The organism is Pseudovibrio exalbescens DSM 16456 (assembly GCF_000422785.1).
GTDB lineage: Bacteria > Pseudomonadota > Alphaproteobacteria > Rhizobiales > Stappiaceae > Pseudovibrio > Pseudovibrio exalbescens.
This window is the reverse complement of the sequence record NZ_AUGS01000010.1, coordinates 101,710-115,427: the sequence shown is the minus strand read 5'-3', so window position 1 is coordinate 115,427 and position 13,718 is coordinate 101,710. Positions and strand designations below refer to the sequence as shown.

The window sequence follows — 13,718 nt, the reverse complement described above, 5'->3', positions numbered from 1 at the left end:
TGCTATACTCCTTGCGGCTCAACAAGCATACGACCACGCATTTCCATGTGGAGCGCGTGGCAGAACCACTGACAATAGTACCAATGGACGCCTGGGCGATCCGCGGTGAACGTCACCGAAGCCGTGGCCTGCGGTGCCAACTCCATTGCCACGCCATAGTTGCCAAGAGTGAAGCCGTGCGTCAGATCATCGATATCATCGATATTCGTGATGATGACGGTTACTTCATCCCCCTGCTTTACGGTGAACTTCTCAAGACCGAACACAGGTGCCATGGAGGTCATGTAGACCCGGACCTTGTTTCCATCCCGGATAACCTTGTTGTCGTACTCCAGCTCAATCCCATCCACTTTGGCTTGCTCAACCGCGTCCGCGAAGAACGGATCTGCGCGATCCCAAACAGAGACCGGATTCACAATGTCGCTCCGCACAAGGATCACGTCATGTGGCTCGGCAAAGGTTGGACCATCGTGCACCACCTTCATCTCATCCGTAGAGATATCGATGATCTGCTCATTTTCTGGCTTGAGCGGCCCTACGTTCAGGAACCGATCCTTCGAGAACTTGTTCAAGGAAATCAGCCAGGTGCCATCGGCTTCCTTGGTTTCGCCCATGGTTGTGTGGTTATGACCGGGTTGATAGTGAACATCCACCTTCGAGATGATTGGGCTTACGTCCTCACCATTAAAGGCACGGATCGCCTTTTCCATGTCCCATTTCACCATCTGGCTATCCAGGAACAGGGTCGTATATGCATAGCCTTTGCCGTCAAAAGCCGTATGGAGTGGCCCCAAACCAAGCTCTGGTTCAGCGACTACTGCAGAACGCGGATCAACGTCTCCTTCGAACAAGGCGTCGAACTTCGTCACATCCAGCACAGAGCACGTGGGAGACAATTTGCCATTGACCACAACGTGTTTCTGATCCGGCGCGGTGTTGATGCCATGCGGACTGTTAGGGATCGGAATGTAGCGGGTGTACTTCTTGTTCTTACCCTTGCGCCCGTCAATGACCGGCACACCATTCAGTTCCTGATAGTCCCCGCTCTGAACTGCTTTCTCGATTTCGGCGATGTTGAACACCACCACGTGATCCATCTCGTTTGCAGTCATCTCAGCAAGGTTCATCCCCATCTCGGAGTTGTAACTCGTTGAGAAAGCATATTTTCCTTGGTAGTCGCAGTCGCAGTTATCAAGGTTCCCTGACACAATGACCTGCCACGCAACTTCCATGGTGTCACCATCAATTGCCGTGAAAATGTTCACGTACTCTTCTGGGCTGTCCAGAATGGAGCCATCATTTACCAGCGGGGCTTCGTGTTCGCCATTCGCGAATACATAGCCCGTCCGCGGGTATTTCTGGGGCCGCATGCCGTGAATATCATGCGCATTCGGGATTTCGAGAATCTTGTCACATTTCATGACATCGCAGCGAACCCGAGCAACACGCGTGTTGGCCTTGTCATTCATGAAAAGATAACGACCATCATAGGTTCCGTCCGTGAAGGACATGTGCGGGTGATGCAAGTCGCCGTTGTCGTATGTAACCTGATTGCGCTTGGCCAAAAACTCCTTCGTTTCTGGAAGCAGTCCTTCCGTCATGACCTTGAGGCTCTCGTTGGTTTGCCCCCATCCGGTAGCCGAGCAGCGGTTGAAAACCGGGACACGCATGAGCTCGCGCATTGATGGGAAACCAAGGATTCTTAGCTCACCAGTCTGGCCGGAAGACCAGAAGCCGAAATATGGGTCGAGTTCACCCGGACTTAGCTCCACCTTTCCGGTAGCCGCCTGGACAGGACTGATCCCCCCGCTCACACCAAGGCCAGCAGCCCCACCAAGAAGGGCCATTCCGCCCCCACTGCCTGCCGTAAATGCCGCGCCGGCAGCAGTGGCACTGAGCATTTGCCTGCGGTTCAGCCCCTTGCGTTTTGTTTGGTTCACCTGATCACCCATGAGTATCTCCTCTCCTCAAGGTTGTGTTGAGGCTGCACGCTTCTGCGCGGCCGTTTTTCCGGAAGAAGCCGCGATATTCGCCCGCCTCTTCACCTGTCGAATGACCACCGGACACTTTTTCTCAGAATGGTAGAGAACCTGACAGTGTAGGCAGTTCACACATTCGTTCGGGTTGATTTCTCCAGTTGGATGAATGGCTTGAACCGGACACTCAATTGCACACGTCTGACAGGGTCTACCGCAATCAGGGTAGCGCTTGAGCCAGTCAAACATCCGCATACGCGCCGGTATTGCGAGGGCCCCTCCAAGTGGACACACATACCGGCAATAAAATCGTTCAATGAACAGTCCGGGTGCGAGCATTGCCAACGCGAAAAGAACAAAGGGCCAACTACGATCGAACTTGAGGATAATGGCCGTCTTGAATGGCTCGACCTCGGCAAACCGCTCAGCCCAAGGCATAGACGCCAGAGACAAGCCGAACAGCACCAAAAAGATCATGTATTTTACGGCCCACAAGCGCTCATTGAGGCCAAATGGCAATGTCCATTGCGGAACACGCGCCAACTTCGCGACACGGTTCAACAATTCCTGAAGTGCTCCAAAAGGACACAACCACCCACAATAAGCTCCGCGCCCCCAGAACAAGAGCGCTGCGGCTACAGAGAACCAGAGAATGAATGTCAGCGGCTCCATCAAGAACGCGTCCCAGCTAAACCCAGTAGCCAGGGCACCTCCAAGAGCCATCAAATTCACGACGGAAAGCTGAGCGTTGGCATACCAACCAAGGAAGAACAGGGTGAGCGTAAGAAAGCCAATGCGGAACCAGAAGGTGATCTTTTCTGACTTCACCAGCCATCTTTGGAAAAAGAAGGCAATGGTCAACGTGCCGAGCATGACAAGCAGGCCAGCAATTTCAAAGCGTTTTTGCCACCAGATCCGCTTCCAGAGCGCCTGCTTTGCCGCAATTTCGCTTTGGTCCGCTCGTTGCACCGCCGCCGCGGCAGAGCCGGTGGGTTCGACCTTTTGTGCGATGACCGGACTCAAGTATTTTTCCGGCAAACGATAGTCCAAGCCGAAAGTGACGAACGCCTTGTCGATAGCGCCAACACGCCGCTGGACCAAGAGCTCCAGCCGCCAGGGCTTGGTTGGATCAAAACCCGCGTCCGCGGGGATCTTGAACAGATCCATTTCCTTAAAGCTGGGGGAGCCGTCAACGGCTATGTTGCTAACCCGCTTGTGAGAGCGATCTCTGAACCGAAAGCTGTTGTCGCCTTGGACTACTTGTATGCGGTCAAAAATCCCGCCGCGAACATACCCGGAGCCCTTGAATGAATACCGACCACGCCCGACAACCATCAATGCATGATCTCCGGCAGCCAACCAATTAGACAGACCGGAATAACCGTTCTCACCCAGCAGCACCTTGCCAATCGCAGGCACGCTGACTGGAGCAACAGCCAGCTTTATGAAGGTATCCTCATCTGGTCCCTTTTCAGGATGACGGGCAGCACGTGGATCGGCTGAATTCGCGAAAGCTTGATTGACTTGCGAAACGTCCAAATCCAAACGCCGAACAGTGCCGTCACCGACGAGACTGGTCCAATCGCCCGCAGCCTGAGCATCCTCATTGATTACGAATTTGGGTCCTTGGGCTTTAGCCTGCTTAAGCCCTCCGAGTTCCAGAGCGCGGGCCACCTTCAGACCGGACCGCACAATAGAGTCATCTATGACAATGATTGTAACTGTCGCACCCGAGATGATGTCCAGATCATGAGACTGGCCACCAGAGCTCGCTTCTTCGACGAGATCAACACCTACGTAACTTCTTGTCAGCGCTTTGATCTTCTCGTCGGGAATACCAACCAAAACGATTGGCTCCGAGTGTTCGACAAGTTTCGCGCCCAAGATGGTCGCGTCGGGCCCAATAGCCACCAGTGTGTGAATTGGCTTTCCAGAGTAGCCAGTCGTACCAACGAAATCGGATGTGACCCAGACCCACCCGATTTGGGTTCCATCCTTGAGAAGCGGTGCAACCGGCAAGTCTTCTTTCACACCGCCGTACGCGTCTGCGCCTTCAACAAGTGATGAGGGTGGGGTTTGGGCGAGGAAGCGGCTTAACAGATTGCTCTGCGACTGGGAAAAAGCATCCGTCGGCAGTACCACTAATAGCGCCAGGGAGAAAACAACAGTGAGGAACCGCAATGCACGGGAAATGATCAGATGGGGCATGAGTAGAACCTCGGTGGAGCACGAGCCACAGCAGAACCGAAGACGGCAAATGGTTTTGCGAAGGAAAGAAACACGGGCGCCGGCGATCCCAACCCATATGTCAGAGCTGTAAGACCCTTTCCGGAAAATGCCTCAAATCCGGTCGAATTTGATCCACTGTCGCCAGACTTTGCCTGCTCAGACAGCAGCCCTTTGGCCTTGGCGGACTTGGAATGACAGCGAGAGCGCTTCAGGAATTGATGCTTTGACGCACCCCCAATTGTTTTATTTGCGAGTACAGAGATGCGTTCTGCTCCAGCGGCGTACTCAAGCGCTACGCTGACCTGCGGTGCAGCGAAACCTATGGCGAACACAAAGGCAACCAGTATGCGGAGCTGGCAAAGCCTGCCTATACTGTTCATGAGCCCCCCGACTTTTTGCGCTCGGAAATCAGCAAGGGGCCATAAACGAAAACAAACCCCGCAAACGCGCCGAACCAGGCCCAACCAGAAACGGCATGGAAAAGAGAGGCGTGCTCAAGCCATACGCCAGCACCTACCCGGCTAAACACAGAAACAATTACGGCTGCATAAATTAAGGTCGTCGCAGGTCCTGCCGAAAGCGATCTTCCTGTATGACCAAGAGTGGCACGGGTCATGACTGCGAGTGTCATGGACCCAATAACGCCAGCCATGAGGACATGTTGGGCGGTCGCCATACCCAAAGTACCTGGTACGAGTATTTCTAGACCCAATACAAGCAGCCCGATTGGGAGGAACAAATACGCGCCGTGCAGGATCAAGACCAAGGGCTCGGCGAATGTGAGCCACCCTTTCCATCTCGCCAAACGCAGCAGGTGAAAAGCACCCGCACCGAGTAGAAACAGCCCAGTCAATCGCTCGAAAGGCGCGAACACCCATACGGCCAGTGCGGCCAACAGCACGATCAGAGCTGCTCGATCGAACACTTGCACCGCGGGCAACGAGGTTTTTCTTGAAGCGCCGCGCTTCGCCAGCCAGTTGCGGGTAAATGACGGAACAATTCGCCCGCCAATAACCGCCACCATCATAACAGCGGCGGCTACACCGAGACGCATGCCTATGCCTTGTGCTGCATACTCACCCTCAGCTGCACTGACATGGAAAACACCGTTAGCCACAATAAACGCCACGAGCATGGCCAGCACTGCCAGATTGCGCCAATTCTGACCAGCATAAATCTCCCGGGCACTCGCAATCGCCAACGCAATGGGCATCGACAGATCAACCATGATTACCAAACCGGTTGGGAGCAACGCGGAACTGGCGACCACAGCCCTGCCGAGGAGCCACAAACCAAACAAGGTTGCCAAGGGCCACCCGACGATAGGCAAACGTCCGGTCCAATTGGGTATCGCGGTCAGCAAAAATCCCGCGATTACCGCGCCTAAGTATCCAAACAAGAACTCATGTGCATGCCAGGAGACGGGATCTAAGGCCGTTGGCAAGACCACCTTGCCCGACAACATCAGGACCCACACCACTCCGGAAAGTGCCGCCCACAGAGCAGCGCCCAGAAAGAATGGGCGAAAACCAAAGCTCAAGACAGCTGGGCCGCGCCAAGACCGAATGAGTTGTGATGTCGTCGACATTCAGGATCCTATTCCAACGCTGATCACTTCGCGCCAAACCGACAGGTAAAAGCAAATTCAATACGCATATAATTTGCCTATTTAAGTTCGCCATCTCGCTTTATGCCGATCTCGCCAACCTAATCAGACCACTTACTTCCAGCGAGAAAAACGCACTATAGGCGCTATACGCTGGCCATAAACATACTGCCTGCCACTCATTTAACCGCCAATTCTCAAAAGTCTTCCTAATACCTATTGATTGGTGTAGTTGACATTAGAGACCGCCAAGTGTGAAATCAGGCTAGCCATTTTAATTGGAATTGTAAATACCTATTCAGGAGATGGATCACAAATGAAGCTGACACTCTTTACCGACTACGGCTTAAGAATGCTCATGCGGATGGCCAGCGATCCTGCTCGTATGTACTCAACCTCTGAGTTGGCCAATGAGTTAAAACTCTCCCGCAATCATCTGAGCAAAATCATGCAGCAGCTTGCTCGGGTCGGCATCGTAACCACCCAACGCGGCGGCGGTGGTGGCGCAAGATTGGCAAAATCGCCCGATCAGCTGGTATTGGGCGAGCTCGTCCGGTTGCTAGAGGAGGACCATCCCCTCGTTGAATGCTTCGCCAAAGACGGCGGAGCCTGCACTTTGGATGGCCAATGCCGCCTCAAGGCTCGGTTAAGACGCGCCGAGGCTGCCTTTCTGGCCGATCTGGACAACTCGACCCTTGCTGACATCGCCCTGAGACCAATAGGTAAACGACCTGAATGAGCACCGTTGTCCGACAACGTTTCCTGGATAACGATGCTCAAGGCGTCATTTGAGTTCGCCGTTTTCTTTGAATTGATCCAGATACGCGATTATGTTTTCGATCTCAGCATCCTTACGCAGGCCAGCAAACGCCATGCGCCCTCTGGGAATGACATCCTTGGGATCTTTGAGATACGCGGTCAGGGTCTCTACATCCCAAACCCGTCCTTCATCTTTGCCAGCAAGGAGGGGCTTGGAATACCGGTAGCCCTCAGTATGGCCCCACTCGGCGCCAACTATTCCGTTCAAAGGAGGACCTACACGGCTTCTGGCGTCCTCACCAACCGCGTGACATGCTTGGCATTTGCGAAATACCTTTTCGCCTTTCTCAGGATCTCCTTCGGCATGTGCAGATCCATAACCAATAACCAATGCAGCGACGAGTATACATTTGTGAAGATAAGCCAAGAATCACCTATTCATCTAAGATAAAATTAGTGAAACATATTAGGTAATTACAATCAACCATTCGGAATACCATTTCCCAATCTCATTTATTTTAGTTTATCCTAATAAAAAGCGCTTTTGCCAACTTACTCAAACAAATACACTATTTCGATCACACATTTGCATTGACCAATTCGAGAACACGTATTCCCGTTGGATTGGCAATCAAAGACTCTCTTCTAAGACAGGTTCAGAACTTTCATCGGTAGCGTGATTTGAGTGAGCGAAGACGCCTTCACGGACCGGGTCAGTTTTCTTGTTTCGCCCCCAAACCAGCTGACGCACATCTTCACTGATAGACAGTAAGACCGGGATCAGAATCAACGTGATCAGCGTTGCGAATATCTCGCCAAAAGCCAGCGAGACAGCTGCCGGTACCAGATAGAGCGCCTGTTCCGACGTTTCGCTCATAAGGGGGATCAATCCGACAACTGTCGTCGCGGTCGTCAGAAATATGGCTTGAAACCGATCCACACCACATCGATACGTTGCCTCATCGTGAGACATGCCTTCTTCGCGTGATTGAAGATAGAAAGTCATCATGACCAAGGAGTCATTCACAACAACTCCGATAAGCGCCAAAACACCGAAGAAAGAAAGCAGGGAGAACGGCAAGTCCATGATGCCGTGCCCGATGACGGCCCCAACAAAACCAAAGGGCACAACCGACATGATGAGAAACGGCTTCCAGTAGGATTTCAGCGGCACGGCGATGAGTATGTAAATCAAAAGGGCGGCAATGATGAAGGCGCGCAGCAGCCCCCCCTGCAACTCACCGATATCTTCCAGTTCACCACCACGTTTGATTGATATGCCGGGATACTTGCTTTCGATTTCCTGCGCGAATGCACCGAAAAGCGCCTTCCCGAGTTCTTCTGGCGCCACAACATCCCGGTTCACGTCGGCTGAAACGAGCGAAACCTGTTGCGCATTGTGGAGGGTGATCTCGTTGTTGATGTAACGCGCCTCAACGTCTGCGATCGCCTCCAAGGGAATCCAGGCACCGTCACTGCTTTTGAGGCGCAGCTGCAACAAATCCTCAATGGTGTTGCGAGCCTCAAAGGCCGATCGCACAACCACACGCACTTCAGATGTGCCGCGCTGAATGCGCTGCGCCTCACCACCTCCAAAAGCATACCCAATCTGGCTCGCCAAGCGCTCCGAGGAAAAGCCCAGATGGCGCGCTTCGGGTTTCAGGCGTAACCGCAGCTCAGGCTGACCGGAATTAAACGTATCTCGCACATTGGTCACGCCCTCGAAGCCCGCCAGCTTCTCTCGCACCTCAGATGAAGCGGCGCGCAGCATCTGCGCGTCTTCGCCCAGCAGTTGGATTTCAAATCCACCGCCGAACTCTTCAAAACCGGAAAACGACAGCTCTGAAATGCCTTCCAACCCGCCGACACGGGCACGCCACGCTTCCATGACATCCCGCGTGGTTACCTCCGGTCTTTGATCCGCAGGAATAAGTTCAAGATATAGATCCGCTTTTCCAGCTCCGCTCATATAGGTGGAAAGATGTTCAATGGGTGGCTGTCCTGAGGCCATTTCACCCGCAAATTCCTCGTTCAGTTCAAGCGCTGCGGTTTCTAAACGCCCCACATTGGTGCGCGTCAATTGCACCGGTGCACGAGGGTCCATTTCCATGGAAACCGAGAGGATCTGACCCGGCACATTCGGAAAGAAAGTCGACTTGATCTGGCCGGTCGCCATCAAACCGAACACGAGCGTCCCGATGGCCACAAACAATATGAGAACTGCGTAACGATTGGCGAGTGCCACCCTCAAAGCCGGCGCATAGACGCGATCTCGAAAGCCAAAAAGCCCCGCGCGGAAGAATGCCTGAACATACGACCACAGACGGGCAAGTATCGTCTTCCGGGCTTCGTTGTGAATGGAGATGTGCGCCAAGTGCGCAGGCAGGATCAGCTTGCTCTCAACAAGGGAGAACAAAAGAGCCAAGATCACCACACCTGCAAAGCTTGCCAACACTTTACCGAATGGATTTTCGATCAACAACATGGGCGCAAAAGCGGCAACAGTAGTCAGAACACCAAATACCGTGGCAACTGAAACGCGCTGGACACCGACCTCGGTTCCCTTGATTGGATCCGGATAACGACGACGTTGTTCATGAACGCTTTCTCCCACGACCACAGCATCGTCCACCAGAATGCCCAACACGATGATGAAGCCAAATGTGGTGATATCGTTCAACGAATAATCAATCCAGCTGGTTGTCGATACCGCGAGAGCTCCTGCCATGGAAATGGGAATTCCCATGGCGACCCAAAACGCGAGCTTCACATTGAGAAAAATCGCCAGAAGGAGCGCAACGAGCAAAAGACCCTGCACAGCGCTGGAACTGAGAAGCTGCAGACGATCAGAGATGTAGTGGCTGGAATTACCCCAGATTTCAGCGGTTACACCCTCCGGCAGGGTTCGATTGAAATCGGCTATGATCTGGCCTGCCTCCGCTGAAACATCCAGAAGGTTATCTTTGCGGCCAATGAGAACCTCCATCCCCACCGACTGCAAGCCATTGAACCGCGTCTGAAAATCAACTTCCTCAAATCCATCGGTTATGGATGCGACATCGCCCAGATACGTGGTCGATCCATCCGGCCATTCGACCAGCGGGATCTGGCGATAGTCTTCAACGGTATAGGCTTGGCTATCCGCACGCAGCGATATGTACCCCCCTTCACGCCGAAGGGTTCCACCCTGGAAATACAAGGAGCTTTCCTGAATCTTGGTCATCACATCGGAAATGGTGAGATCCAATCGCTCCAATGCGCCTGGGGTCATTTCAATAGCGATTTCCTGTCCTTGCAGGCCCCAATCATTCACGCGCGAGATCTCAATTCCCGCCAACAATTGTTGGCGCAACGAGCGCGCAAGGCTTTGTAGTGTCTTGAGATCGGTATCTCCGTGGATCGAAACGTAAAGCGCCGGCACATCGAAGTTATTGGTTTGAATGACAGGGCGCCGGGCATCCTTCGGCAGATCATGAACCCCATCCACCTTCAAACGCACATCATCCAGGAGCTTTTGCAGATCGTATCCATCAACTTGCTGGATTCGTATTATCGAGTAGCCGGGTTGGGAAACAGATCGGATATTCTTGACACCCTGCAGTCCTTCCACGGCCCTTTCAAGTTGACGTGTTATCTGCTTGTCAACTTGCTCGGTATAGGCGTTGGGCAGTGTTGTCGTGATCACGACTGTGTCTGCTGGTATTTTCGGAAACCCTTCAATACGCATGGTCAGAAGCGAAGTCAGACCAACAACCAGCAGAAACACCATGAGCAGATTGGCGGCGACTGGGTTGCGCAGAAACCAGTTCGTCAGTGCCGTCATTGTTGAACCTCCTCAACTCGAGGCTCGACTTTTTGCCCCGGCAGGTATCCCGCCATCGGCATGACCAATACCCGCAGAGCCCCCATCTCACTGAGGGCATCAGGCGGCTGGATTACCACATCACCATCATTGCGAAACAGAGCTCGCGCCTCAAAACGGCGCAGGACGTTGCCAGCGTCCACATGCCAAACGAACCCATTCGGGGTTAGCGCGCTTTCTGGAATCCTGATTGTGTTGTCGATGACCTTGCCCGGCAATGCCACCGTTACAAATTGTCCCGGCAAAGCGCGAGAGCCGCCGGTATCATCAACTTCCAGGAAGAGCTGATAACGCCGGCTCTCCCGATCCAAAAACCCGCCGCCGCGCTGAACTGTGGCTGTTCCGATGGCAGCCCCCTCCTCGTCCAGAATGCTCGCACTGGCTCGGCTCCAACGCTTGTCCAAAAGGTTCCATTGGCGGGAATCGAGAGAAACGTGGATGTCCAATTGGCTGTCATCAAGCAACTCGAACAACGTATCACCTACCGAGACACTCTGACCAATGCTGACCGAGCGGCTGGTTATGATACCGCTGAAAGGCGCGGCGATAACGGTCGAGTTGACATCATACCGTGCGGAAGCCACACGCTGCTGGGCCGCTTCCACGGCACGTTCTGCAACTTCCACCTCGGGTAAATGGATCGCCATCTCCGGAGGTTGTTCCGTTGGACGGCTTGCGCGCCAATCATTTGCTGCGATGCGGCTCTTGTTCTGCTTTTGCATCAAAGTGAACTCGGCATTGGCAAGTTCATACTGCGCATTCGCCAATTCAGCCTCGTAGGGAGTTGCGTCGAGACGCACCAGCTCCATCCCCTCACGAACTCGCTTGCCGGCCAAAGCATCCAGAGAGACCTTCCGTACTGTGCCGGAAATTCGCGCCTTCAGCTCAACAGACCAACGCGGTTTCACTTCGGCAAAAACGGAAACATACCCTTGATGCGGTCCAACTGCCGCCTCTATCACGCTCACGGGCTGCAAGACTTCTACCTGCTCGGTCGAACTGCTTACATCAGCCGTATCCTCTTGTACGACCAGATATGCAAGTACCCCGCCCAAGACCAAGAGCGCTGCGACAAACCATAGAACACGCCGTACCATTTTCCGCTCCTTGTCCGACCGCGCTTCGGCGAGAAACTTAAGCGCGTTGCTGTCGTCAGAAATTGATCTTGCCCATTTGGAGAGCAATTAGGTCACAGATCCCATCAATTGCGAGACACTCATGTATCATATATAGTATTTGTGATACAACAATGTCTCACATTTTTTCAGCAATGACCAACAGGCGAATGAAACAAGACAAACGCATCGTCCAATCCCGAAATGCTCTGATTACGGGCGGCCGCCAGTTGCTGCTTCGAGATGCCAGCGCGTCACTGAGCGACACCGCCAAGTTCGCCGGGGTGGGACGCGCCACTCTCTATCGACATTTCACTACGCGGGAGTCGTTGGTGTTGGCAATCTTCATCGATTCTCTGGAAATCTTGGATCAGGAAATGACTGCTTTGCAGTCCACGGGAGCACGAGGCAGGGGTGCACTGGAGGCTATGGTGGAGCGGCTGCTACCCAACGCCGAACATCTTCGATTTGTTGGCATCTACTGGGATCAACTGGCAACAAAAGCCCTTTCAACTCAGGAAATACAGGCGGCGGAAACGGCGATGCACGACGTCATCATCGACGCCCAGTCCGAAGGCTCCTTAAGGCAGGACCTACCAGTTTTCTGGATCAGCGCAACGATTGACAGCCTTTTGTTTTCCGCATGGGAGCTGCTTCAGGATGGATCGGTTTCTCATGAGGAAGCTGCTCGTATCGTCCTGACCACACTCTTTCAAGGTATGGCAACGCCACAAACATGAAAAAGGCTGGTATCGCATTCGATACCAGCCTTTCGCATCACAGGCTTATCCTAGATTTCAGAAGAAGCCACTTACCATGGAGCTGATTGCCAGCGCGCCCATAACGGTGATGAAGATGTTAGACAGGGCGCCGTCATACTTCTTCATGGCCGGAACCTTCTTGATGGCGTACATCGGCATCAGGAACAAGATAGCAGCGATGAACGGCGCACCAAGGGACTCGATCATGCCCAGGACTGATGGGTTCAGATAAGCGATGATCCAGATCGAGAAGAAGAAGAAGCCAACGAGTGCGTTGTTGAACTTCTTTTCACCCAAACCGGTAACCGCCCCAGGCGCTGTTTTGCGCACGAGTCCAGCCAAGCCCTCTTTCGCACCAAGATAGTGACCGAAGAAGGAAGAGAAGATCGCGAGGAAGGCAACCAACGGGCCAAGGAACGAGATGAACGGGCTGTCGAATTCGTTCGCGAGATAGCTCAGGATTGGAAGGTTCTGTGCCTTCGCCTCGGCCAGTTGTTCAGGCGACAAAGCCAGCACGCATGAGAACACAAACAGCATCACGAAACCTAGCAGCATGATGGATGCGCGCTTCAGGATCATGTCCGAGTGCGCAACTGCCGCCTCGCCATACTTCTCACGCTGAGCCAATGCCATGGAGGACACGGCAGGGCTGTGGTTGAATGAGAAAACAAGCATTGGAATGGCGAGATAGACCGTAACCAGCAGCGTGCTTACAGACGGAATACTCGCAAATGATGTCGCTTCCAATGACCAATGCGGGATCAGGTATACCGACATGAACAAAAGGATCAGAACCAGCGGATAAACCAGAAACTCGGTTACAATCAGCATCAACCGACGTCCGAAAATCATCACACCCATCATGAGCGCGACAAGACCACCGGATAGCAGAAATCTTGGGATCTCTGGCCCGTTAAGCTGGTTAACGATGAAGCTGTCAATCGTGTTGGTAATCGCAGCGCCGTAAATCAATACAATCGGATAGATCGCGAAGAAATACAGGAAGGTGATAATGACCCCTGCTGTTTTACCAAAGTGCTCTTCAACCACATGCGTGATATCTGCATCCGAGCGAGAAGACGACAAGACAAACCGTCCCAAGGCACGGTGTGCGAAGTAGGTCATTGGACCAACAAGAGCCGCAATCAACACGATCGGCCAGAAGCCCTCCAGACCGGCGCGAATTGGCAAAAACAGAATACCAGCGCCGACGGCCGTACCAAACATCGATAACGACCAGGTCAAGTCGTGTTTCGTGTATTTTTCTTTTTGAGTGTCACGTACACTTTCTGTGATGACGTGGTCAGACATCCCTCAATGCTCCCAAGCAACAAGAACTAATAGATTTGCGGGGGCACTCATACAGTTATTAGAGCATGATAACCATACGTAATAACCATTTATTTACGA

10 protein-coding genes are annotated in these 13,718 nt (G+C 53.2%); 2 read left to right on the top strand and 8 right to left on the bottom strand.

Annotated features, from left to right (window positions below):
- Positions 1–2: 2 nt before the first annotated feature.
- From nosZ to G512_RS0109515, 4 genes are read right to left on the bottom strand one after another with little or no spacing between them, the layout of a single operon-like run.
- Positions 3–1,952: a TAT-dependent nitrous-oxide reductase gene (gene nosZ, locus G512_RS0109530; RefSeq protein ID WP_028481519.1), complete on the bottom strand. Its 1,950-nt coding sequence runs from the start codon at positions 1,950–1,952 to the stop codon at positions 3–5.
- Between the two features lie 15 nt (positions 1,953–1,967).
- The gene (locus G512_RS0109525; protein ID WP_028481518.1) at positions 1,968–4,184 is read right to left on the bottom strand and encodes a NosR/NirI family protein; all 2,217 of its coding nucleotides are present in this window, start codon (positions 4,182–4,184) and stop codon (positions 1,968–1,970) included.
- Positions 4,172–4,585, bottom strand: coding sequence for a hypothetical protein (locus G512_RS0109520; protein ID WP_028481517.1), 414 nt, complete (start codon positions 4,583–4,585; stop codon positions 4,172–4,174). The genes G512_RS0109525 and G512_RS0109520 overlap by 13 nt, the downstream gene beginning before the upstream one ends.
- Positions 4,582–5,793 carry an NnrS family protein gene (locus G512_RS0109515; RefSeq protein ID WP_028481516.1) on the bottom strand — a complete coding sequence of 404 codons (1,212 nt, stop codon included), beginning with the start codon at positions 5,791–5,793 and terminating at the stop codon, positions 4,582–4,584. The genes G512_RS0109520 and G512_RS0109515 overlap by 4 nt, the downstream gene beginning before the upstream one ends.
- Positions 5,794–6,127: 334 nt before the next feature.
- On the opposite strand from G512_RS0109515, the gene G512_RS0109510 reads away from it, so the two are divergent.
- Positions 6,128–6,550 carry an Rrf2 family transcriptional regulator gene (locus tag G512_RS0109510; RefSeq protein ID WP_028481515.1) on the top strand — a complete coding sequence of 141 codons (423 nt, stop codon included), beginning with the start codon at positions 6,128–6,130 and terminating at the stop codon, positions 6,548–6,550.
- Between the two features lie 45 nt (positions 6,551–6,595).
- Here G512_RS0109510 and G512_RS0109505 read toward each other — a convergent pair whose 3' ends face one another.
- The 3 genes from G512_RS0109505 to G512_RS0109495 all read right to left on the bottom strand — a co-directional run bounded on the left by G512_RS0109505 (position 6,596) and on the right by G512_RS0109495 (position 11,529).
- Positions 6,596–6,961, bottom strand: coding sequence for a c-type cytochrome (locus tag G512_RS0109505; RefSeq protein ID WP_028481514.1), 366 nt, complete (start codon positions 6,959–6,961; stop codon positions 6,596–6,598).
- Positions 6,962–7,201: 240 nt separating this feature from the next.
- On the bottom strand, positions 7,202–10,393 hold the full coding sequence (locus G512_RS20600; RefSeq protein ID WP_073833213.1) for an efflux RND transporter permease subunit: 3,192 nt from the start codon (positions 10,391–10,393) through the stop codon (positions 7,202–7,204).
- On the bottom strand, positions 10,390–11,529 hold the full coding sequence (locus G512_RS0109495; protein ID WP_028481513.1) for an efflux RND transporter periplasmic adaptor subunit: 1,140 nt from the start codon (positions 11,527–11,529) through the stop codon (positions 10,390–10,392). Before G512_RS0109495 ends, G512_RS20600 begins: the two co-directional genes overlap by 4 nt.
- 188 nt (positions 11,530–11,717) lie before the next feature.
- Here G512_RS0109495 and G512_RS22100 point away from each other — a divergent pair, with 188 nt between their 5' ends.
- Positions 11,718–12,287, top strand: coding sequence for a TetR/AcrR family transcriptional regulator (locus tag G512_RS22100; RefSeq protein ID WP_028481512.1), 570 nt, complete (start codon positions 11,718–11,720; stop codon positions 12,285–12,287).
- A gap of 57 nt (positions 12,288–12,344) precedes the next feature.
- Here the strand turns inward: G512_RS22100 and G512_RS0109485 are convergent, their stop codons facing one another.
- Positions 12,345–13,619 carry an aromatic amino acid transport family protein gene (locus tag G512_RS0109485; RefSeq protein ID WP_028481511.1) on the bottom strand — a complete coding sequence of 425 codons (1,275 nt, stop codon included), beginning with the start codon at positions 13,617–13,619 and terminating at the stop codon, positions 12,345–12,347.
- Positions 13,620–13,718 lie beyond the last annotated feature (99 nt).

Coding starts and splice junctions, on each gene's coding strand:
- nosZ (WP_028481519.1), bottom strand. CDS start 1,952: ATGGGTGATCAGGTGAACCAAACAAAACGCAAGGGGCTGAACCGCAGG.
- G512_RS0109525 (WP_028481518.1), bottom strand. CDS start 4,184: ATGCCCCATCTGATCATTTCCCGTGCATTGCGGTTCCTCACTGTTGTT.
- G512_RS0109520 (WP_028481517.1), bottom strand. CDS start 4,585: ATGAACAGTATAGGCAGGCTTTGCCAGCTCCGCATACTGGTTGCCTTT.
- G512_RS0109515 (WP_028481516.1), bottom strand. CDS start 5,793: ATGTCGACGACATCACAACTCATTCGGTCTTGGCGCGGCCCAGCTGTC.
- G512_RS0109510 (WP_028481515.1), top strand. CDS start 6,128: ATGAAGCTGACACTCTTTACCGACTACGGCTTAAGAATGCTCATGCGG.
- G512_RS20600 (WP_073833213.1), bottom strand. CDS start 10,393: ATGACGGCACTGACGAACTGGTTTCTGCGCAACCCAGTCGCCGCCAAT.
- G512_RS0109495 (WP_028481513.1), bottom strand. CDS start 11,529: ATGGTACGGCGTGTTCTATGGTTTGTCGCAGCGCTCTTGGTCTTGGGC.
- G512_RS22100 (WP_028481512.1), top strand. CDS start 11,718: ATGAAACAAGACAAACGCATCGTCCAATCCCGAAATGCTCTGATTACG.
- G512_RS0109485 (WP_028481511.1), bottom strand. CDS start 13,619: ATGTCTGACCACGTCATCACAGAAAGTGTACGTGACACTCAAAAAGAA.